This window comes from Cytobacillus solani (genome assembly GCF_001420595.1).
Lineage (GTDB): Bacteria > Bacillota > Bacilli > Bacillales > Cytobacillaceae > Cytobacillus > Cytobacillus solani.
The window spans coordinates 3,274,117-3,295,237 of the sequence record NZ_LJIX01000006.1 but is presented as its reverse complement, the minus strand read 5'-3'; the positions used below and the strand labels follow the sequence as shown (position 1 = coordinate 3,295,237).

Here is a 21,121-nt window from a genome sequence, read left to right as displayed (position 1 = left end):
TGTACTTCAAACTGAGCGGGCGCTCTCCTATTCTCTTATTTTATTCAATTTGTTTTTTAAAAAGCAAGAATAATAGAAATTTTGACATAATAAAAGGGTTTTTGCGTTTTTTCTCGAAATAGTATGATTGAAACTGATTGTGAAAGGGTGGGAAATATGACACAAACAGAAGTAGTAATTGTAAGTGCTGTAAGAACAGCGATTGGCAGTTTTAATGGGAGTTTAAAGGATATTTCCGCTCCTGAACTAGGGGCAGTGGCAATTAAAGGTGCACTTGAAAAAGCGGGTTTGAAGCCTGAGCAAATAGACGAGGTTATTCTTGGAAATGTATTGCAGGCAGGGCTTGGTCAGAACCCAGCAAGGCAAGCGGCACTTAAAGCGGGTCTTCCTGTAAGCGTTTCCGCAATGACGATCAATAAAGTATGCGGTTCTGGATTAAAGGCAGTCCATTTGGCGACACAAGCGATTATCGCCGGGGATGCTGAGGTTGTGGTAGCTGGTGGAATAGAAAATATGAGCCAAGCTCCATACATATTAAAAAATGCCCGCAATGGATTCAAAATGGGTGATCAGAAGCTGATCGATACGATGACTTCTGATGGCTTAACATGTGTATTCAATGATTATCATATGGGTGTAACAGCAGAAAATCTTTGCGAAAAATATGAATTAACAAGAGAAGAGCAGGATGAATTTGCTGCAGCGAGTCAAGAAAAGGCAGTGAATGCGATTGAAGCAGGCAGATTTAAGGATGAGATTGTTCCTGTTGAAATCCCGCAAAGAAAAAGCGATCCAATTATTTTTGATACAGATGAATATCCGAAGAAAGGAACAACAGCTGAAAAGCTGGCAAAGCTGAGACCGGCGTTTAAAAAAGACGGCAGTGTCACAGCTGGTAATGCTTCAGGGATTAACGATGGTGCAGCTATTCTAGTTGTTATGAGCAGGAAAAGGGCGGATGAGCTAGGAATCAAGCCACTTGTAACGATAAAAGGAAATGCAAGTGCTGGAGTAGATCCAAGCATCATGGGCATTGGTCCGGTCCAAGCGGTAAAAAAAGCGCTTGAAAAAGCAGCTGTATCCATGGAAGAGTTGGAGCTGATTGAAGCGAATGAAGCATTTGCAGCCCAGTCGCTGGCCGTTGATAGAGAGCTTGCGTTTAACAAAGACATTCTTAATGTCAACGGAGGAGCAATCGCGCTAGGTCATCCGATTGGTGCGAGCGGAGCCAGAATTCTTGTCACTTTGATTCATGAAATGCAGAAGCGGCAGGCAAAAAAAGGTCTTGCCACGCTTTGCATCGGCGGGGGCCAAGGTGTTGCAACAGTAGTTGAACTGGCATAAACAAGTACCTATTCATATAAACAAAAAGTTCTCGGAAAAGAGGGGGAGAATGACATGAAAACAATTTGTACTTCCTTTAATGAAGCAGTGAAGGATATTCATGATGGCGCTGTTTTAATGGTGGGCGGATTTGGTCTCTGTGGAATCCCGGAAAACTTAATCCTTGCATTGGTTGAAAAAGGCGTGAAGGATTTGACCGTTATTTCGAATAACTGTGGAGTGGATGACTGGGGACTTGGACTGCTTTTGAAAAATAAGCAGATTAAGAAAATGGTAGGTTCCTATGTAGGGGAAAATAAAGAGTTCGAAAGACAGGTGCTTTCAGGGGAGATTGAGGTAGAGCTCCTCCCGCAAGGAACGCTTGCCGAGAAAATTCGAGCAGGCGGAGCAGGAATTCCTGCCTTTTATACACCTGCTGGAGTTGGTACGCCAGTTGCTGAAGGGAAAGAAACAAAGATCTTTAATGGAAAAGAATATTTGCTGGAGGAAGCGTTGATCGCGGACTTTAGTTTAGTGAGAGCGTGGAAGGGCGATAAAATGGGAAATCTCGTCTATCACAAGACGGCAAGGAACTTTAACCCCATGATTGCTGCGGCAGGGAAAGTAACAATTGCTGAAGTAGAAAAGCTGTATGAAATTGGTGAGCTTGATCCGAATGGGATTCATACACCAAGCATTTATGTGCAGTCTTTAATCGAAGGAAACCAAGAAAAACGAATTGAAAGGCTGACTGTCCAAAAGTAAAAACGATGAGGAAGGAGACGCTGCAAATGACTAATGATAAAGCTTCTGTTCGAGAAAAAATTGCTAGACGTGCAGAAAAGGAAATTGAAAATGGATTCTATGTAAATCTTGGGATTGGCATGCCAACACTTGTAGCAAATTATATTTCAGATAATAAAGAAGTGGTGCTGCAATCAGAGAATGGCTTGCTTGGCATTGGTCCATATCCTGCAAATGAAGAAGTAGATCCTGATTTAATTAATGCGGGGAAAGAAACAGTTACGGCCATTCCTGGGTCTGCTTACTTTGATAGTGCGGAATCCTTTGCCATGATCCGCGGCGGTCATGTAAATATAGCAATCCTTGGCGGAATGGAGGTCTCCGAAAAAGGCGATCTCGCAAATTGGATGATTCCTGGTAAAATGATTAAAGGAATGGGCGGCGCGATGGACCTCGTTCATGGAGCAAAGAAAATCATTGTCATCATGGATCATACGAACAAAAATGGCGAGTCAAAAATTTTGAAGAAATGCACGCTGCCATTAACAGGAAAAGCGGTTGTGAACCGAATCATTACGGAACGTGCCGTTATTGATGTAACGGAGTCCGGCTTAAAGCTTATAGAAGTAGCAAAGGGCTTTACGATCGAAGAGATCATTCAATCAACAGAAGCGGAATTGCAAGTAGATGAGAACGTTCTTACAGAAGCTTATTAATTGATTTTGAAAAGTGCGGCTGTAAAAGCTGTGCTTTTCTCTATTTTAGGAGGAGAATGTACATGAGATTTTCATTTAAGGGAATTGATCATATTCAATTAGTAGCACCCGAAGGCTGTGAATCACAGGCTAGAACATTTTTCGGAGAGATCCTCGGACTTAAGGAAATTCCAAAACCAGAAAATCTGCGAAAACGTGGTGGATGCTGGTTTCAGTGCGGGAACCAGGAAATCCATATAGGTATTCAAGAAGGTTTCGTGCCTGCCAAAAAAGCACATCCGGGATTGGTAGTAGAAAATTTGGAAGCATTGCGTGAAAGCTTGCTAAGTCAAGAGATTATCATAAAAGAAGAACCGCCAATCGAAGGAAGAAACCGATTTTTCGTTGATGATCCCTTCGGAAATCGGATTGAGTTTCTCGAATTTTTGAAGTGAAAATGATATAATAATTTGTAAATTATTTATATGAGGGGATTTCCATGAAAAAGAAAAAACAGCATTCCCAACCAAAAAAGGATGATAAGCCAGTAACACTTGGTGATATGCTTAACCAAGATTTAATGGCAAAACTAAAAGATACAAAGCAGCAATTAAAAGCGGCTGAAGATAAGAAAATGGAAGAAGAAGAACAACGCAAGAAAGAGGAAAGACGATTGCGCGAAAAGAACAAGAGCTTCGAAGAATTGCTAGGTGAAAGCAATTTGAACTGGAAGGAATATAAATAAAGCAGAAATAAAAATGCCGCTTGGAACGCAAGCGTCATTTTGTTTATCGCGGATTAACGGGAACGAAAAATTCTAAGTGGGCATCAACAGACCGTAAAGGCCCGATTAGTTCAACTAACAATCAGTGGGATGAAAGAAAACCTCATTGATTGAAGTTTGACTTTATAATCGATGCTGTTCATATTTGTTCGCTTTAGTAATCGATTGAATAAGTGAAATTTCATTTTCTGAAAGTGGATTGGCCCGTACCGCCTTTGCATTTTCTCTAATCTGTTCTACCTTGCTTGCCCCTGCCACTACTGAGGAAACCACAGGCTGGGCCAAATTAAACTGGAGGGCAATCTCCGTCGTTGTCCGGGAATCGGCAAACTTTTCTCTCAGTAAAGGTAAAATCGAGTTTAATTCTTGGTTGCTATAATCGAGAAAGCCTTGTTCTGAGGCTTTCTCAAGCATCTTATTACTTAATAACCCCTTTGCCAGCGGTCCTCTAGTAACAATATTAATGTTATTTTCCTGTAGTAGCGGTATTGCCTGCTCATCAGGACGGCGGTCTAACATACTGTATTGCATCATGACAGAGACAATACTTGATTTTTTCGCGTATTCACGTATGACATTCGGACGAATCGAGGAAATGCCATAATAACGGATAAAACCTTCTGCTTTCAGCTCTTCGAAAGCTTCAATGGTTTCATCAATTGGATCCTCCATTGTTCCTCCATGGAGCTGGTATAAATCAATGTAATCTGTACCGAGCCTTGTTAAGCTATTCTTAACTGCTTCTTTAATATATCGTTTGGAAGGGTCCCAGTGCCAGCCATCCATTTCCTCTCCCCACCGGTTTCCGACTTTCGTAGCAATAATGACTTTGTCTCTTACATGCTTTAATGATTGCCCGACGATTTGCTCGTTTTGACCGAAATCGTAAAGGTCAGCAGTATCAAAATAATTAATGCCTTCTTCTAGTGCAGTTTCGATGATTTCCTGTGCCTTTTTCGGTTCAGTACTAAGGGACATGCACCCAAGCCCAAGCTCACTCACATATAAATCTGATTTCCCAACTTTTCTTTTTTTCATTTGATATCCTCAATTTTCTTTTCTTTCTATTGTATAAAATAATTAAAGCTAATCGCAATGAAAGTGAATATGCAAATAAAGATCGAATTTCGCAAATATAATCATTTTTTCACAAAAATATTGTAGAAAATGCAAATAAAAAGAAATTATTGCAAAAATAATGATTTATTAAAGGAAATAAGGGAATTAATCTTCTTTATTTCTGTTGTTTTTTGTACAAGAATAAACCCAATCCTTTAACAAATAATAATCCTTGCTGTATTCTTTTAATTTCGCTCGAATTTCCCATGCTTTTCCGACGAGTGTAATCCCTTTCTCATGCACGTATATTTTCACGGTCTGCTCCCCCAATTAAAGTATGATAATATGTATGAGAGAACATAATCGGAATAGAACAGGAGTGGGCCGCAAATATGAGTCACCTAGAAGAAAAGACGTTACATACAGAGAAAGTTTTCACTGGTAAGATGATTAGCCTTCAAGTGGAAGATGTAGAATTGCCGAATGGAAACGTTTCAAAACGGGAAATCATTAAGCACCCAGGTGCGGTAGCGATTTTGGCGTTAACAGATGATGATAAAATAGTCATGGTCGAGCAGTACCGTAAAGCGCTGGAAAAGACAATCATCGAGATACCTGCAGGAAAGCTTGAGCATGGAGAAGCCCCAGAAACCTGTGCTAAAAGGGAATTAGAGGAAGAAACTGGTTATGCCTGCAAGAAAATGGAGTGGCTGATCTCTTTTTATACATCACCAGGTTTTGCAGATGAAATTGTCCATCTATACATAGCTGAAGGGCTGGAGAAAAAGGAAAATGCTGCATCCCTTGATGAGGATGAATTTGTCAATTTGATGGAGATCACTTTAGAAGAAGCGCAAGCATACTTGAAAGAACAAAGAATATATGATGCAAAAACAGCATATGCTGTTCAATTTCTGCAATTACAAAAGGCGTTGAAGAAGTAAATGGAGAATTATTATTCTGATCTGCATATTCATATCGGAAGAACACGATCTGGAAAACCAGTGAAAATAACAGGGGCTAAATCCTTAACCTTTACGAATATTATTGAACATGCAAGAAATGAAAAAGGATTGAACATCATTGGGATTATTGATTGCCATTCACCAGAGGTGATTTTGGAAATCGCGGAGCTTATGGAAACAGGTGATGTGACGGAGCATCCTGATGGCGGCTTACAGTATGGGGACTTAACGATTATTCCTGGGTCAGAGCTGGAAATATATGATGAGAATTGTCACGGTCCGATTCATGTTCTTGCGTATTTTCCTACTCTTTCCATCATGCGGGAATTTTCGATGTGGCTATCGAATCATTTGAAAAACATCACACTTAGCTCACAAAGAATTTATGTTTCAGGCAGGGAGCTCCAATTAAAAGTAAAAGAGCTTGGCGGATTATTTATTCCTGCCCATGTTTTTACCCCGTTTAAAAGCCTGTTCGGAAAAGGTGTTCAAAAATCATTAACAGAAGTGTTTGATAAGAGGCTGATAGACGGAATTGAGCTCGGTCTAAGTGCTGATACTGTGATGGCAGATCAAATAAAAGAACTGCATGACTATTCATTTGTAACGAATTCTGATGCTCATTCTTTAAAGAAGATTGCTAGAGAATACCATGTTCTTCAGATGGCAGCACCAACCTTTAATGAACTTGAAAAGGCATTGAAAAAAATCGATGGAAGAAAAGTAAAAGCTAATTATGGCCTTGATCCACTCCTTGGAAAGTATCATCAGACCGTGTGCTCCCAGTGTTTTGCCCCGTTTGATCCTGAAAAGGGAGAATGCAGTAATTGCGGCAGTTCCAAGTTTATTAAAGGAGTCGCAGATCGAATTACTGAACTAAAAACAGCAAGCATATCCCCTGTTCATCGACCGCCATACATCCATCAAGTACCACTTGAATTTATTCCAGGGCTCGGACCGAAAATGCTAGAGAAGCTTCTTGATCATTTTGGAACGGAAATGGCGATCTTACATGAAGTTGCTATAGAAAAATTGGAACAGATTATTCCAGCAAAAACAGCGGAAATGATCATCAAAGCACGTGAAGGAAAACTAAGTTTATCTGCTGGCGGCGGAGGGAAATACGGGAAAATCGCAGATTAATAAAAAAGGGTCTAGTTCCTAAAAGAACTAGATCTTTTTTTGTGTCATACAAAGCAAGGACAAGCATACAATTTAATAACAGAAATATAGCAGGAGGATCGCAATGAGAAAAAAAATATACCAGAACGTCGTCGCAAATCATTTCCGTGAGCATTCCTCAATTTATTTATTTGTAGTTGTATTATTTTTAATGGGTGTTATTTTCGGAGCAATTATTGTGAATAGTTTGAGCTTTACACAAAAAGAGGACTTATTTTTTTACCTCTCACAATTTTTTGGACAAGTATCGGACGGAAATGTAGCGGCTGCAAATGACTTATTCAAGCAAAGCTTCTTCCATAATACGAAATTTATCGGGTTAATGTGGATTTTAGGAATATCTATCATTGGTCTGCCTGTCATCCTAATTCTCTTATTTATGAAGGGGATGGTTGTTGGATTTACGGTTGGATTTTTAGTAAACCAAATGGGCTGGGATGGCTTTTTGCTTTCATTTGTTACAGTTTTGCCGCAAAATTTAATTATCATTCCTGTCTTCATTGTCGCCTCAACGATCTCAGTCGCATTTTCATTAAAAATGATTAGGAGACAATTTATGAAAAAGGTTGGTCAGCCGATCATGCCGATGTTAGGAAAGTATATGTTTGCTTTTGTTGTTGCAGTGCTATTTTTATGTGCTGCAGCCGGAATTGAGGCACTGCTCTCACCAATATTAATGAAATCAGTAATCAATTCATTCTAGCTTGAGAACATACTTCATCTTATATATAATGGGCGAATAAACCAGTTTGGTTTATTCGCCTTTTCTCATTAAATAACGAATAATTACTCTTCTCTTTTGATAATAATTATTATATAATATAAATTATCAACTCTTATTTGTAATAATTTTATTTTGAATCTATCCCATAATCTGTTATAATGAGAATGTTAGTGGCGAGGGAGGAACTTCAGATGGAAAGTAGAATTGATAGAATAAAGAAACAGTTGCATTCGTCAAGCTATAAATTAACGCCTCAGCGTGAAGCAACCGTTCGCGTTTTGCTGGAGAATGAAGAGGACCATTTAAGTGCGGAAGATGTCTACCTCCTTGTAAAAGAAAAATCGCCTGAGATAGGCTTGGCAACTGTATATAGAACACTTGAATTATTAACAGAACTGAAAATTGTTGATAAAATTAATTTTGGTGATGGGGTTTCTCGCTATGATCTTCGTCAAGAAGGAGCAGCACATTTCCATCATCATTTAGTATGTATTGAATGTGGAGCAGTAGATGAGATCCAGGAAGATTTATTAGAGGATGTTGAAGAAGTTGTTGAACGAAGATGGAATTTTAAAATAAAAGACCATCGTTTGACATTCCATGGCATTTGCTATCGTTGTCATGATAAAGCCAATAGTGAAGAAACTGAAAAAGTTGAACAACAATAGCCCAAAAACCTTTTCTGTTAGTGGAAAAGGTTTTTTATTTTTAAAACTAAACATAAGCGGGATCAGGTATAATTCTTGTCCAAAATGGCATATCTTTTACTATTAATGATATGGTGGGGGACAAATATGATGAAATCCTGGCTAAAAATTGTTTTTCAAACGTTCAAAGTGTTCGTGCTTTTCACAGGATGCACAATCCTTTTTTATTATGGTATTATGTGGTTAAATGAAGAATATCAAGATTATCACCGCTATGATGAACCAGAGGGCACTGCTGTAAAAGTATCCTCTAGCGGAAATGCTGAAAATTCATCAAACTGGTTTGATCGGTTAATTCTTTTCTATTTAAATGGAGAGTAGGGCCATCCATGGAGGACAATCTGAAAGATTTCATACATTATTTAATAGTAGAAAAAGGGCTGGCGAAAAATACAATCGTTTCTTATGAGAGAGATCTGAAAAGCTATATAAAGTATTTAAAAAAGGTTGAAGTGATAGCGGCAATGAATGATGTCCAGCGTGTTCAAATCATTCATTTTCTAAAGAGCTTGAAAGAACAGGGGAAATCATCTAAAACTTTGGCAAGGCATATTGCTTCAATTAGAGCGTTTCATCAATTTCTCTTGAGGGAGAAAGCAGTAGACCAAGACCCTTCCGTACATATTGAATCTCCTCAGCATGAACGTTCACTGCCAAAGGTATTGAATATGCAAGAGGTGGAAACATTGTTAGATTCACCGAAAGCCCATGATCATTATGGACTTCGTGATAAAGCAATGCTTGAATTACTATATGCAACAGGAATCAGGGTTAGTGAGTTAATCGGTTTGAAGATTGGAGATGTCCATTTAACTATGGGGTTTGTTCGCTGTATTGGAAAGGGCAATAAGGAGCGAATCATTCCAATTGGAAAGACAGCTACAGAAGCACTTGACCGGTATCTGCATGACGGAAGAAGCCACTTTGTTTCAAAGAAACAAAGAGATGAATCCTTATTTTTAAATCATCATGGCCGTGGGCTATCCAGACAAGGCTTCTGGAAAATACTTAAACGTCTTGCTGCTGAAGCAGGTATTGAAAAGGATTTAACTCCGCATACGCTCAGGCATTCCTTTGCAACCCATCTTCTTGAGAATGGGGCGGATTTACGTGCCGTACAAGAAATGCTTGGGCATGCGGATATATCAACAACACAAATTTACACTCATGTAACAAAAACTAGATTAAAAGATGTATATAGTCAATATCATCCGCGAGCCTAAGGTGATGCGGAAGTACCTTCGGAAAAAATATAATGATGTCTAGCTCCAGCGCCTACCCCTTCGAGGTCACAAGTCAATCCTCCCAGAAAGGTAAAGAGCACCTTTCCGGGAGGCTCGTCTTGTGCTTGTCGGGGGTGAGCACAAAGGAAAGCTCCTAAGAGCAATCTTCGCAGGAACAATCGGCACTTTGATTGTTCCGAAGGCGCTTGCACTTTTCAAAGTTGCCATAAAATATGGCAGCTTTTTCTTTCATTTATGATAAATATTAGGTAAAATATAGATGTCAGACTTCCGACATATAGAATGGAAAAAATGTGATAAACGTATGTATAAAGGGTAACCTAATTTATATTTACTAATGTAACCGCATTCACTTAAAAAGGAGGAGTTCTAATGACTTCATATGCATATAAAAGAATTTTCGTCGTTGTAATGGATTCAGTTGGAATCGGTGAAGCACCGGATGCTGAAAAGTTCGGGGACAAAGGGGCCGATACGCTTGGCCATATTGCAGAAAAAATGAATGGCCTAAAGATGCCGAATATGGGTAAGCTTGGTCTCAGCAATATTCGTGAAATAAAAGGTATTGAAAAAGCAGAGAAGCCACTCGCATTCTTTACGAAAATGAAGGAAGCATCGAATGGAAAAGATACGATGACAGGTCATTGGGAGATTATGGGGCTTAATATTCAAACCCCTTTTCAAGTATTTCCTGAAGGCTTCCCGCAAGAATTAATTGCTGAACTAGAATCACGCACTGGCAGAAAAGTGATCGGCAATAAACCTGCAAGCGGAACGGAAATTCTCGTTGAACTTGGGGAAGAACATATGAAGACTGGTGCACTTATAGTCTATACATCAGCTGATTCGGTTCTGCAAATTGCTGCACATGAAGAAATTATTCCATTAGAAGAGCAATATAAAATTTGTCAAATCGCTAGAGAACTTACATTGGATGAGAAATATATGGTTGGCCGGGTAATTGCTAGACCATTTATAGGTGAACCAGGACACTTTCAGCGAACATCTAATCGTCATGATTATGCCTTAAAGCCTTTTGATCGGACAGTCATGTCAGAAATGAAGGATGCAGGTTTTGACGTTATTGCTATAGGGAAAATTTCTGATATTTTTGATGGCGAAGGTGTAACAAAGTCCCTTCGTACTGTTTCAAACATGGATGGAATGGATAAATTATTGCAATCATTTGATATGGACTTTACAGGTATGAGCTTCTTGAATTTAGTAGATTTTGATGCCCTTTACGGACACCGAAGAGATCCTGAAGGATATGGAAAAGCGCTTGAAGAGTATGACGCCCGTCTGCCGGAAGTATTTGAAAAGATGCAAGCTGGGGATTTGCTGATGATTACGGCTGACCATGGAAATGATCCGATTCACCAAGGAACAGACCATACAAGAGAATATGTACCACTTCTTGTTTATGCAAAAAATAATGAAAATGGCAAAGAGCTCACGATTCGTGAAACATTCGCAGACATTGGCGCAACGATTGCAGAAAACTTCCATGTTAAAATGCCTGCTTATGGAAAGAGTTTTTTACAGGAATTGAAATAGGAGGAAATGAAATATGTCATTCGAAAAAATTGAAACAGCAGCAAGCTTCTTAAAAGGAAAGTATGAGCAGACACCACAAATCGGTCTAATCCTTGGGTCAGGCCTTGGCGTTTTAGCAGATGAAATCGAAAACCCTGTGAAAATTCCATATAATGAAATTCCAGATTTTCCTGTTTCTACTGTTGAAGGCCATGCAGGCCAGCTTGTATTTGGCTTGCTTAATGGCATTCATGTCGTAGCGATGCAAGGGCGTTTTCATTATTACGAAGGATACTCATTTGAAAAGGTAACATTCCCTGTCCGTGTAATGAAAGAGCTTGGAATCGAACAGTTAATTGTAACAAATGCAGCCGGCGGAGTGAACGAAAGCTTTTCACCTGGCGATTTAATGCTTATTAGTGATCATATTAATAATATGGGAAGCAATCCGCTAATTGGTTCGAATGATTCTCGTCTCGGTGTTCGTTTCCCTGATATGTCTGAAGCCTACTCCTTAGAACTGCGACGATTGGCAAAAGGAATAGCAGCGGAATTAGGCTTAAACATTCAAGAAGGTGTCTATGTCGGCAATACGGGTCCAACATACGAAACACCTGCTGAAATACGCATGCTTCGCAAGTTAGGTGGAGATGCAGTTGGCATGTCTACAGTGCCTGAAGTAATTGTCGCGAGACATGCAGGCATGAAAGTATTAGGAATTTCCTGTATTTCAAATATGGCCGCTGGAATTTTAGATCAGCCGTTAAATCATGAAGAAGTAATTGAAACAACTGAAAAAGTGAAAGCTGATTTTCTTAGCTATGTAAAAGCGTTAGTGCAAAAGCTTGGTACAAAGTAGGAAATAGAAGAAAGCGAGCGGTGATTTAATATGAGAATGGTAGATATTATTGAGAATAAAAGAGATGGAAAAGAATTATCGACAGAGGAAATCCAATTTATTATTAAAGGATATACAGACGGCTCGATTCCTGATTATCAGGTAAGTGCCTTAATGATGGCGATTTTCTTTCAAGGGATGACGGAACAAGAAAGAGCAGATTTAACAATGGCAATGGTTGAATCTGGCGATAAAATCGATTTATCCAAAATAGAAGGTATCAAAGTGGATAAGCATTCGACTGGCGGGGTTGGAGATACAACAACACTTGTATTAGGACCTTTAGTGGCAGCCGTTGGTGTTCCAGTCGCAAAAATGTCTGGAAGAGGGCTAGGGCATACTGGAGGAACGATTGACAAGCTTGAATCTGTTGAAGGCTTCCATGTAGAAATCGAAAATGAAGAATTTATCAATCTTGTGAACACAAATAAAATTGCCGTTATTGGGCAAAGCGGAAATTTAACCCCTGCAGACAAAAAGCTCTATGCTCTTCGTGATGTCACAGCAACCGTTGATAGCATTCCATTAATTGCAAGCTCGATTATGAGCAAGAAAATTGCCGCAGGAGCAGATGCGATTGTGCTTGATGTGAAAACAGGTGCTGGTGCATTTATGAAAACTCTTGATGATTCAAAAGAGCTCGCTAAAGCAATGGTTAGTATCGGTAATAATGTCGGAAGAAATACAATGGCCGTTATTTCTGATATGAGTCAGCCGCTTGGATTTGCGATTGGAAATGCGCTTGAAGTAAAAGAGGCGATTGATACGCTTAAAGGAGAAGGACCGGAAGATCTAACAGAGCTTTGCTTAACATTAGGAAGCCATATGGTTCTTCTTGCTAAAAAAGCAGACAGCTTAAAGGAAGCACGTGAAATGCTTGAAGAAGCCATGAAAGACGGTACAGCTTTAGAAACATTTAAAACATTCCTAAGCTCACAAGGCGGCGACGCGTCAGTCGTTGATGATCCAGCAAAGCTTCCACAAGCAAAATTCACATTTGAACTAGAAGCGAAGGAAGATGGCTATGTTTCCGAAATAGTGGCAGATGAAATTGGCACAGCAGCCATGCTACTCGGCGCTGGAAGAGCTACGAAAGAATCAGTTATTGACCTTGCAGTTGGTCTTATGCTTCGAAAAAAAATCGGTGATCAAGTGCAAAAGGGAGAGTCGCTTGTGACGATTTACAGCAATTTTAAAGAAATTGATGAAGTAAAAGCAAAACTTTATGCAAATATTACCTTATCAAAGGAAAAAGTAGCTGCACCAACGTTAATACATGGAGAAATTACCGAATAAGTAAAAAGTGTCAGGGGAAATTTACCTCTGACATTTTTTATTTTTGTCATTCAAAATATAAAATTTTTACGAATAGAAAATTGTATAAATTTGTTACAAATGGAAATGATGGAGGCTATAAAGAATGGAGGTTTATGTGATGAAACGAATTGTCTCTTTAATAGTTATCTCTTTCCTATTGTCAACACTCTTTGTACCTGCAGCATTGGCAAAAGAAAACGATGGACTAGATTTAGCTAAAAATGTAAAATCCGCCATCTTAATCGAACGAGATACAGGTGCAATTTTATACGAAAAGAATAGCAATGACCAACTCCCTCCCGCAAGCATGACGAAAGTAATGACAATGCTATTAATTATGGAGGCATTAGATGAAGGCAGGCTGTCGATGGATGAAAAAATTCGCACGAGTGAATATGCTGCCTCAATGGGAGGATCACAAATTTTTCTTGAGCCGGGAGAGGAAATGACGACAGAGCAAATGCTAGCGGGAATTGCCATTGGATCTGGCAATGATGCTTCTGTTGCGATGGCAGAGAGGCTTGCTGGTTCTGAAGAAGAGTTTGTAAAGCTTATGAATAAAAAAGCAAAGGAACTCGGGCTAAAAAATACAGAATTTAAAACAGCAACGGGTTTGCCTGGCCATGGAGATTATAGTACTGCTCATGATATGTCAATGATGGCTAAGGAGCTTCTCAAATATGAAGGAATAACGAAATTTACTGGTACTTATGAATCTTATCTTCGTGAAAATACAGATAAAAAATTCTGGCTAGTAAATACAAATCGCCTCGTCAAATTTTATCCGGGTGTTGATGGGTTGAAAACGGGATTCACAAATGAAGCAAAATACTGTTTAACAGCAACGGCTGAAAAGGATGGTATGCGCGTAATTGCAGTCGTATTTGGAGCTCCGACCTCAAAGGAGAGAAATGCCCAAGTAACAAAGATGCTTGATTATGCATTCAGCCAATATGAGACGCACCCGCTGTATAAGCGAAATGTGGCACTTGGAAAAGTAGCTATTAGTAAAGGTGAGAAGAAAAGGGTTGAAGCAATGACAAGTGAGCCTATTTCCCTTTTAACAAAGAAAGGCGAGGGCATTGAAAATATAAAACAAGCTGTTGAATTAAATAAAAATGTGAAAGCACCTGTAAATAAAGGGGATAAAGTAGGAACCTTAAAACTGAAACAGGATGGAAAAACAATCGTTGAAACACCATTAGTAGCAAAGGAAGATAGCAAGGAAGCTAGCTGGTGGACCTTGTATAAACGTTCAATGGGCATGTTTACGAAAGCGGGACAATAGGGAGATGCAAGGCGCTTCCGCTTTTCTATTTTGTCGAAATGTTGATTATACATTCTAGTTTTAGCGAAATGTCACTAGTTTTGTCTTTCGGAAGGAAATGCGTAAGTAAATATCGAATTTGACTCACTATAAAGGCCAATGTATGTCATGTAAATGATACGGTCAACCGATCCTGTCAAGGCTTTTACATAGACAATCGGGATCCTAGATAAGGAGGCTATGATAGTGAGTCTTACCATTAATTTAGAAGTGAAAAAAGATGTCCTATGTATTCGTTTAAGCGGGGAATTAGATCATCATTCTGCTGATGAGCTTCGGAGACAGGCGTCTAACGCAATTGAAGAATATGATATTCATCATATTATCTTAAATCTTGAACAGCTTTCCTTTATGGATAGCTCAGGTTTAGGCGTCATTCTAGGCAGATATAAACAAATTAAACAGCAACATGGCGAAATGGTTGTTTGTGCAATTTCTCCAGCAGTCCAAAGATTATTTGATATGTCGGGTTTATTTAAAATTATCCGTTTAGAACCGACAGAAGAATTTGCTTTGCAAAGACTGGGGGTTGCATGATCAATGAAAAATGAAATGCAAATTAAATTCAGTGCATTAAGCCAAAATGAATCGTTTGCGCGTGTAACAGTCGCAGCATTTATTAGTCAGCTTGATCCGACAATGGATGAGTTAACTGAAATTAAAACAGTTGTATCTGAGGCAGTTACCAATTCAATCATTCACGGCTATGAACAAGATCCAGACGGGCTTGTGTATATAACTGTGAAAATTGAGGATGGTTTCATCGATATGTCCATCCGTGATGAGGGATTGGGAATAATGAACGTGGATGAAGCGCGTCAGCCGCTGTTTACAACAAAGCCAGAACTTGAGAGATCAGGCATGGGCTTTACGATTATGGAAAATTTCATGGATGAAATCGAAATTCAATCGCAACCGGGGAAAGGCACAGAGATCCGATTAAGAAAGCATTTATCAAATAGTAAAATGCTATGCAATTAAGGGAGTCTTGCTATGGATGTGGAGGTTAAAACAGAAAAGAGCCAAACTTTTTTGAAGGATCATGAAGTCAAGGAGTTAATCCAAAAAAGCCAGGCGGGAGATCAGGAGTCTAGAGATTTAATTGTCCAAAAGAATATGCGTCTCGTCTGGTCGGTTGTTCAGCGGTTTTTAAACCGCGGATATGAGCCGGATGATCTCTTTCAAATCGGTTGTATTGGATTATTGAAGTCAGTCGATAAATTTGACCTAACATTTGATGTGAAATTTTCAACGTATGCCGTTCCAATGATCATTGGAGAGATTCAACGTTTTATCCGTGATGATGGAACAGTCAAGGTAAGCCGCTCATTAAAAGAAATGGGAAATAAAATTCGGAAAGCAAAGGATGAATTGTCAAAATCGCTTGGCAGAATTCCGACTGTATCAGAGCTTTCTGAATTCCTAGATATCCCGCCTGAAGACATCATCCTTGCTCAAGAAGCTAGCCGAACCCCATCATCCATTCATGAAACGGTTTACGAAAATGATGGGGACCCAATCACATTGCTGGATCAAATAGATGATGGAAATGAAGGAAAATGGTTTGACAAGATTGCTTTAAAAGAAGCGATTAATGAACTAGAAGACAGGGAACGTTTAATCGTCTATTTGCGCTATTATAAAGATCAAACGCAATCTGAAGTGGCCGCAAGACTTGGCATCTCACAAGTTCAAGTATCTAGGCTAGAAAAAAAGATCCTCCAGCAAATGAAAGACCGTATGGATTTATAATCCATACGGTCTTTTTTTCGATTTAGCTAACAATTTTGCGGAATCCGGTATTATATTTGCAAATTATCTATTATTTTTGCAATTGCTCTAATAATTACGCGGAACCTCATTATTTATTCGATACCCAATTATTGGTCGTCATGAAGTAAATATATGTAACTCATACTAGTGATACAAGGAAATAACTGTGTGGGAAGTGAACGAAATGGAACGAACGGTTTATATTCGATTGCGACACCGCATACAAGTTCGAGCACGTGAAGAGATTTTGCTAAAGGATATTGCGCAATTAATTGTCGATGAAATGCTATATGAGCAGTTAAGTAAAATGAAGATTTATGAAGTTTCTGAACAAGACCGCAATATAATTATTATCGATGTCATGATGGTGATCCGTTTAATTACAGAAATACTGCCGAACTTAGAAATTCAAACACAGGGCCCATCTCAAGTTATCGTTGAAGTGGTTCCGAAAAAAAAGAGGGTATCCCTGCCACTTTTTATTTTAGTATGGCTTTTATTGTTTATTGGTGCTGCCCTTACCATTATGAACTTTCATGAAGATGTTAGCATGCAGGCTGTTCAGCAGCGAATTTACACAATCATTACGGGAGAAATTGATGACAAACCTTTAATCTTTCAGATTCCATATTCCATCGGTTTAGGCCTAGGAATGATTCTTTTCTTTAATCATCTTTTTAAGAAGCGTCTTAATGAAGAGCCGAGCCCGCTAGAAGTAGAAATGTTTAATTATCAGCTGGATCTAGACAATTATGTGGCAATGAAGGAAAACAAAGAAAGTATGAAAAATATTGACGAGCGGTAATGTTGTCTTAGTTATGTTTGTCGGTCTTGCGGGAGGATTAGCAGTAGGCTCAGGGTTTGTAGCGTTTTTGTCAGTATTAGGTGTGATCCCAAGACTTATGCAGCTGACAAAAACAATGAAAATGATCCGGTTCTATGAGTGGGCTGTTGTAATTGGAGCTGTTATTGGTGGAATGAGTACGTTATGGGATCCACTCTTTCACCTTACTTCCTACCTATTAGTCCCGATTGGTTTGGCAGCAGGGATATTTGTAGGTATGATTGCTGCAGCTCTGACAGAAGTACTAAATGTCCTTCCGATTCTTGCAAAGCGAATAGGGATTGATGGACAAATTATTTTTTTATTAATGGCTATTGTATTTGGGAAGATTGTAGGATCTTTCTTTCAGTGGATCTATTTTGTCGATAAGTAGCAGGGAAATAGCTGATTTAAGATAGCTGTATCAACCTATGACGAAAGGATAATAAAATATGGAGGACCATCGAAGGCACGTAGTTTTAATTACAGATGGAGATGACTATGCTAGAAAATCAATCGAACACATAGCCAATGAAATCGGGGGGAGATGTATCTCCCTATCCCACGGAAATCCTACCACATTAGACGGAGCCCTAATTGTTAAGCTTATCAAAAAAGCATCGCATGACCCAGTATTTGTTATGTTTGATGATAGTGGTTTTGTCGGTGAAGGTGCAGGAGAACGTGCGTTAAAGTATGTAGCAAGCCATAAAGATATTGATGTACTCGGGATTATTGCAGTCGCCGCAAAAACAAGACAAGCCGAATGGGCTAAAGTAGATGTTTGCATCGACCGAGATGGTGAAATAACCCCTTATGGAGTCGATAAATATGGTCTACAAGAAATGGATAAAGGAAGACTTTATGGTGACACGGTATATTGTCTCGATGAAATAGATGTCCCGATTAAAGTAGGAATTGGCGATATAGGAAAAATGGCGAAAAAAGACCATTATGAAAATGGCTCACCAATTACGAAAAAAGCCGTAGAACTCGTATTGGAAAGGAGTGGTTATCGTGGCAGACAATAAGATAAAAAATAAAATGCCCATTCCTGATTCAGTAGATGAAATTGAAAAGTATATGAAAAATAGAATTGGGCTGGGAGATAGTTTCGATTTAGGTGTAAGGAAACTAAAAGTTCTCAGAAAAGACGTGCATATTTATTTTGTAAATGGGTTAACCGATACACAATTTATTATCGAAATTGTTGAAGAGCTTGTTGCAATCAATGATAACGAGAAATTATCAACGAATCTAAGTAAAATAGTTGAAAACAGGTTAGTTCACCAATCAGTTGCCCAAATAAAAACAATGGATGAGCTTGTGGACCAAGTCTTATCAGGCCTAATTGTTGTTGTAATGGAAGGGGTTACCCATGGATTAGTTATTGATGTCCGCAGTTATCCGGGCAGAACACCGATGGAGCCGGATACGGAAAAAGTGGTGCGGGGATCAAGGGATGGGTATGTAGAAAATATTATCATTAATACTGCACTGACAAGAAGAAGAATTCGAGATGAAAGACTTCGCTTTGAAATTATGAGAGTTGGTGAAAGATCAAAAACGGATGTGGCAATAGGATACATTAAAGATGTTGCCAATCCCGATTTAATTAATATCATTCGAAAGGAAATTGCAGCCATAGACATTGATGGAATTACAATGGCTGATAAAACAATCGAGGAATTTCTATTAAAACAAGGATTTAATCCTTTTCCGCTAGTACGTTATACAGAGCGAGCGGACGTTGCTGCAACCCATTTGCTCGAAGGGCATGTTCTAATATTTGTGGATACCTCACCAAGTGTGATGATTTCACCTACAACATACTTTCATCATTTGCAGCATGCGGAAGAGTATCGACAATCCCCTGCAGTAGGTACGTTTATCCGCTGGATTCGTTTTCTTGGAGTAGCTTCTTCTTTGTTTTTGCTGCCGCTTTGGTTTTTATTTGTATTAGAGCCGTCACTATTACCCGAAAGTATTGCATTTATTGGACCGAACGAAGAAACAAATATACCTGTGATTCTTCAATTATTTCTTGCTGAAATAGGGATTGAATTGCTGCGGATTGCTGCCATTCATACACCAACTCCATTATCAACAGCTATGGGCTTAATTGCGGCTGTCTTAATTGGACAAATTGCTATTGATGTTGGTTTATTTGTTCCGGAGGTCATTTTATATGTGTCACTTGCTGCAATTGGGACTTATACGACACCAAGCTATGAATTAAGTATCGCAAACAAGCTATTCCGGCTTTTATTTTTAGTTCTGGTCGCAATATTCCATACACCGGGATTTGTCGTTGGGATTACGCTGTTTATCCTATTCCTTGCGAATATGAAACCGTTGAATACACCGTATTTATGGCCATTTATTCCGTTTCATCCAAAAGCATTATGGCGAATTTTAGTTCGTGCATCAGTACCTGGTTCGAGTATACGACCGAGTATTGTTCATACGACAAACCGTTATAAGCAGCCGCCAAAAAACAGTTCCTCAAAATGATGTCTACTCATTGCGAATTTCACTGAATTGTGTTAAAATTTCTTAAAATTAATAAACAAAATACGACAGCAAGCAGAAAATAGACAGTTTCTTATAAAGATACTGTCTATTTTCTAATTAATATAAGCCAAGAGGGAAGAGGTAGATCTATGCATTTAAACGGTACATCGAAGGTTAATAACAAGGGACATTTGGAGATAGGCGGATTGGACACTATAGAGCTAGCCGAACAATTTGGTACACCTTTATACGTTTACGATGTTTCTTTAATTAGAGAAAGAGCGAGAGGATTTAAGCAAACATTTGATAAATTAGGGGTAACTGCTCAAGTAGCATACGCGAGCAAAGCCTTTTCTACGATTGCGATGGTTCAGCTTGCTGACGAAGAAGGGCTTTCACTTGATGTTGTTTCTGGCGGAGAATTATATACAGCGTTAGCAGCTGAATTCCCAACTGATAGAATTCATTTTCATGGGAACAACAAAAGCAAAGAAGAGTTGGAAATGGCTCTTAAACACGGTGTTGGCTGTATAGTAGTCGATAATTTCTATGAGTTGGAGCTCCTTCAATCCATTTGTGAAGAGATGGAAACGAACGCGAAGATTCTATTACGGGTTACACCTGGGGTTGAAGCACATACACATGAATATATTACAACTGGGCAGGCAGATTCTAAGTTTGGCTTTGATCTTCAAAATGGACAAGCAGAGAAAGCAATGAAGGCTGCTTTACAATTTTCCAAAATTGAACTGCTGGGCTTGCATTGTCATATCGGTTCACAAATATTTGAAACTGCTGGGTTTCTTGTAGCGGCACAGAAAATATTTGAGAAACTAAATGAATGGAAAGAGTCATATGCTTTTGAATCAAAGGTATTGAACTTAGGTGGCGGTTTTGGTATTCGCTATACGAATGAGGATCAGCCTCTGCCGGCAGGTCAATATGTGGAAGAGATTATCGAAGAAGTACAAAGACAGGCTGATCATTTTGCAATGAACATGCCCGAAATATGGATTGAACCAGGTCGTTCTCTTGTTGGGGATGCCGGTAGCACATTATACAAGATAGGCTCTAGTAAGGATGTTCCTAGCATACGCAAATATATCGCTGTGGATGGTGGAATGAGCGATAATATTAGACCCGCTCTTTATCAAGCAAGGTATGAAGCCATCTTAGCTAATAAAGCATTAGAGAAAGCAGAGGAAACTGTCTCTGTTGCTGGAAAATGCTGTGAATCCGGTGATATGCTCATATGGGATATTCCACTTCCAAAGTCGGATCATAATGATTTGCTAGCAGTTTTTTGCACAGGGGCTTATGGATATGCGATGGCAAATAATTATAATCGAATTCCAAGACCGCCTGTCGTCTTTGTTGAAAATGGGGAAGCAAAGCTAGTTGTAAGAAGAGAAACGTATGAAGATCTCATTCGGATGGATTTATCAATCAAAGAAAAGATTAATAATTAATCGTAGCATTTTATTAGTTAGAGAATGCAGTGAAAAA

At 39.0% G+C, this 21,121-nt stretch carries 26 protein-coding genes; 24 read left to right on the top strand and 2 right to left on the bottom strand.

Annotated elements, in window-relative coordinates; all coding sequences use genetic code 11:
• Positions 1-156 precede the first annotated feature (156 nt).
• The 5 genes from AN957_RS18355 to AN957_RS18335 all read left to right on the top strand — a co-directional run bounded on the left by AN957_RS18355 (position 157) and on the right by AN957_RS18335 (position 3,507).
• A complete protein-coding gene (locus AN957_RS18355) occupies positions 157-1,344 on the top strand; it encodes an acetyl-CoA C-acetyltransferase (protein ID WP_053476887.1) in 1,188 nt (395 codons plus the stop codon).
• 54 nt (positions 1,345-1,398) lie between these two features.
• The gene (locus AN957_RS18350) at positions 1,399-2,088 is read left to right on the top strand and encodes a CoA transferase subunit A (RefSeq protein ID WP_053476886.1); all 690 of its coding nucleotides are present in this window, start codon (positions 1,399-1,401) and stop codon (positions 2,086-2,088) included.
• Between the two features lie 26 nt (positions 2,089-2,114).
• The gene (locus tag AN957_RS18345) at positions 2,115-2,783 is read left to right on the top strand and encodes a CoA transferase subunit B (protein ID WP_053476885.1); all 669 of its coding nucleotides are present in this window, start codon (positions 2,115-2,117) and stop codon (positions 2,781-2,783) included.
• A 62-nt stretch (positions 2,784-2,845) separates the two neighbouring features.
• Positions 2,846-3,217: a VOC family protein gene (locus tag AN957_RS18340; RefSeq protein ID WP_056685474.1), complete on the top strand. Its 372-nt coding sequence runs from the start codon at positions 2,846-2,848 to the stop codon at positions 3,215-3,217.
• Positions 3,218-3,261: 44 nt separating this feature from the next.
• Positions 3,262-3,507, top strand: coding sequence for a YqkE family protein (locus AN957_RS18335; RefSeq protein ID WP_053476883.1), 246 nt, complete (start codon positions 3,262-3,264; stop codon positions 3,505-3,507).
• Between the two features lie 162 nt (positions 3,508-3,669).
• Here the strand turns inward: AN957_RS18335 and AN957_RS18330 are convergent, their stop codons facing one another.
• Positions 3,670-4,584 (bottom strand): aldo/keto reductase, encoded by a 915-nt coding sequence (locus AN957_RS18330; RefSeq protein WP_056685471.1) that lies wholly within the window; start codon positions 4,582-4,584, stop codon positions 3,670-3,672.
• Between the two features lie 186 nt (positions 4,585-4,770).
• Complete coding sequence (gene mciZ / locus AN957_RS27025; RefSeq protein WP_075209179.1) at positions 4,771-4,920, bottom strand: Z-ring formation inhibitor MciZ; 150 nt, start codon at positions 4,918-4,920, stop codon at positions 4,771-4,773.
• 77 nt (positions 4,921-4,997) lie between these two features.
• On the opposite strand from mciZ, the gene AN957_RS18325 reads away from it, so the two are divergent.
• From AN957_RS18325 to lysA, 19 genes are all read left to right on the top strand, one after another.
• Entirely contained in the window at positions 4,998-5,549 is a 552-nt protein-coding gene (locus tag AN957_RS18325; RefSeq protein ID WP_056685468.1) for an NUDIX hydrolase, read from the top strand.
• Positions 5,550-6,713 (top strand): endonuclease Q family protein, encoded by a 1,164-nt coding sequence (locus tag AN957_RS18320; RefSeq protein ID WP_053476880.1) that lies wholly within the window; start codon positions 5,550-5,552, stop codon positions 6,711-6,713. It abuts the gene before it with no gap.
• 103 nt (positions 6,714-6,816) lie between these two features.
• Positions 6,817-7,455: a stage II sporulation protein M gene (spoIIM, locus tag AN957_RS18315; RefSeq protein ID WP_053476879.1), complete on the top strand. Its 639-nt coding sequence runs from the start codon at positions 6,817-6,819 to the stop codon at positions 7,453-7,455.
• Positions 7,456-7,667: 212 nt separating this feature from the next.
• Positions 7,668-8,144: a ferric iron uptake transcriptional regulator gene (fur, locus tag AN957_RS18310; protein ID WP_053476878.1), complete on the top strand. Its 477-nt coding sequence runs from the start codon at positions 7,668-7,670 to the stop codon at positions 8,142-8,144.
• Between the two features lie 129 nt (positions 8,145-8,273).
• The gene (locus AN957_RS18305) at positions 8,274-8,504 is read left to right on the top strand and encodes a YqzK family protein (RefSeq protein ID WP_053477582.1); all 231 of its coding nucleotides are present in this window, start codon (positions 8,274-8,276) and stop codon (positions 8,502-8,504) included.
• An 8-nt stretch (positions 8,505-8,512) separates the two neighbouring features.
• Positions 8,513-9,406: a site-specific tyrosine recombinase XerD gene (xerD, locus tag AN957_RS18300; protein WP_053476877.1), complete on the top strand. Its 894-nt coding sequence runs from the start codon at positions 8,513-8,515 to the stop codon at positions 9,404-9,406.
• A gap of 121 nt (positions 9,407-9,527) precedes the next feature.
• Positions 9,528-9,665 (top strand): hypothetical protein, encoded by a 138-nt coding sequence (locus AN957_RS27825; RefSeq protein ID WP_156319135.1) that lies wholly within the window; start codon positions 9,528-9,530, stop codon positions 9,663-9,665.
• 134 nt (positions 9,666-9,799) lie between these two features.
• Positions 9,800-10,984 carry a phosphopentomutase gene (gene deoB, locus AN957_RS18295; RefSeq protein WP_056685465.1) on the top strand — a complete coding sequence of 395 codons (1,185 nt, stop codon included), beginning with the start codon at positions 9,800-9,802 and terminating at the stop codon, positions 10,982-10,984.
• 13 nt (positions 10,985-10,997) lie between these two features.
• Positions 10,998-11,822, top strand: coding sequence for a purine-nucleoside phosphorylase (locus AN957_RS18290; RefSeq protein WP_053476875.1), 825 nt, complete (start codon positions 10,998-11,000; stop codon positions 11,820-11,822).
• A gap of 30 nt (positions 11,823-11,852) precedes the next feature.
• Positions 11,853-13,157 carry a pyrimidine-nucleoside phosphorylase gene (locus AN957_RS18285; RefSeq protein ID WP_053476874.1) on the top strand — a complete coding sequence of 435 codons (1,305 nt, stop codon included), beginning with the start codon at positions 11,853-11,855 and terminating at the stop codon, positions 13,155-13,157.
• A gap of 139 nt (positions 13,158-13,296) precedes the next feature.
• On the top strand, positions 13,297-14,466 hold the full coding sequence (locus tag AN957_RS18280) for a D-alanyl-D-alanine carboxypeptidase family protein (protein ID WP_053477581.1): 1,170 nt from the start codon (positions 13,297-13,299) through the stop codon (positions 14,464-14,466).
• Positions 14,467-14,691: 225 nt separating this feature from the next.
• Complete coding sequence (gene spoIIAA / locus AN957_RS18275; protein WP_053476873.1) at positions 14,692-15,042, top strand: anti-sigma F factor antagonist; 351 nt, start codon at positions 14,692-14,694, stop codon at positions 15,040-15,042.
• Positions 15,043-15,045: 3 nt separating this feature from the next.
• On the top strand, positions 15,046-15,486 hold the full coding sequence (gene spoIIAB, locus AN957_RS18270) for an anti-sigma F factor (RefSeq protein ID WP_053476872.1): 441 nt from the start codon (positions 15,046-15,048) through the stop codon (positions 15,484-15,486).
• Between the two features lie 12 nt (positions 15,487-15,498).
• On the top strand, positions 15,499-16,257 hold the full coding sequence (sigF, locus tag AN957_RS18265; protein WP_053476871.1) for an RNA polymerase sporulation sigma factor SigF: 759 nt from the start codon (positions 15,499-15,501) through the stop codon (positions 16,255-16,257).
• 205 nt (positions 16,258-16,462) lie between these two features.
• Complete coding sequence (locus AN957_RS18260) at positions 16,463-17,083, top strand: stage V sporulation protein AA (RefSeq protein ID WP_053476870.1); 621 nt, start codon at positions 16,463-16,465, stop codon at positions 17,081-17,083.
• Between the two features lie 13 nt (positions 17,084-17,096).
• A complete protein-coding gene (locus AN957_RS18255; protein WP_053476869.1) occupies positions 17,097-17,495 on the top strand; it encodes a stage V sporulation protein AB in 399 nt (132 codons plus the stop codon).
• 58 nt (positions 17,496-17,553) lie between these two features.
• The gene (gene spoVAEA, locus AN957_RS18250) at positions 17,554-18,132 is read left to right on the top strand and encodes a stage V sporulation protein SpoVABEA (RefSeq protein ID WP_053476868.1); all 579 of its coding nucleotides are present in this window, start codon (positions 17,554-17,556) and stop codon (positions 18,130-18,132) included.
• Positions 18,133-18,145: 13 nt separating this feature from the next.
• Positions 18,146-19,615, top strand: a complete 1,470-nt coding sequence (locus tag AN957_RS18245) for a spore germination protein (RefSeq protein ID WP_379999331.1) — start codon at positions 18,146-18,148, stop codon at positions 19,613-19,615.
• 149 nt (positions 19,616-19,764) lie between these two features.
• Positions 19,765-21,084, top strand: coding sequence for a diaminopimelate decarboxylase (gene lysA, locus AN957_RS18240; protein ID WP_056685463.1), 1,320 nt, complete (start codon positions 19,765-19,767; stop codon positions 21,082-21,084).
• Positions 21,085-21,121: the final 37 nt, after the last annotated feature.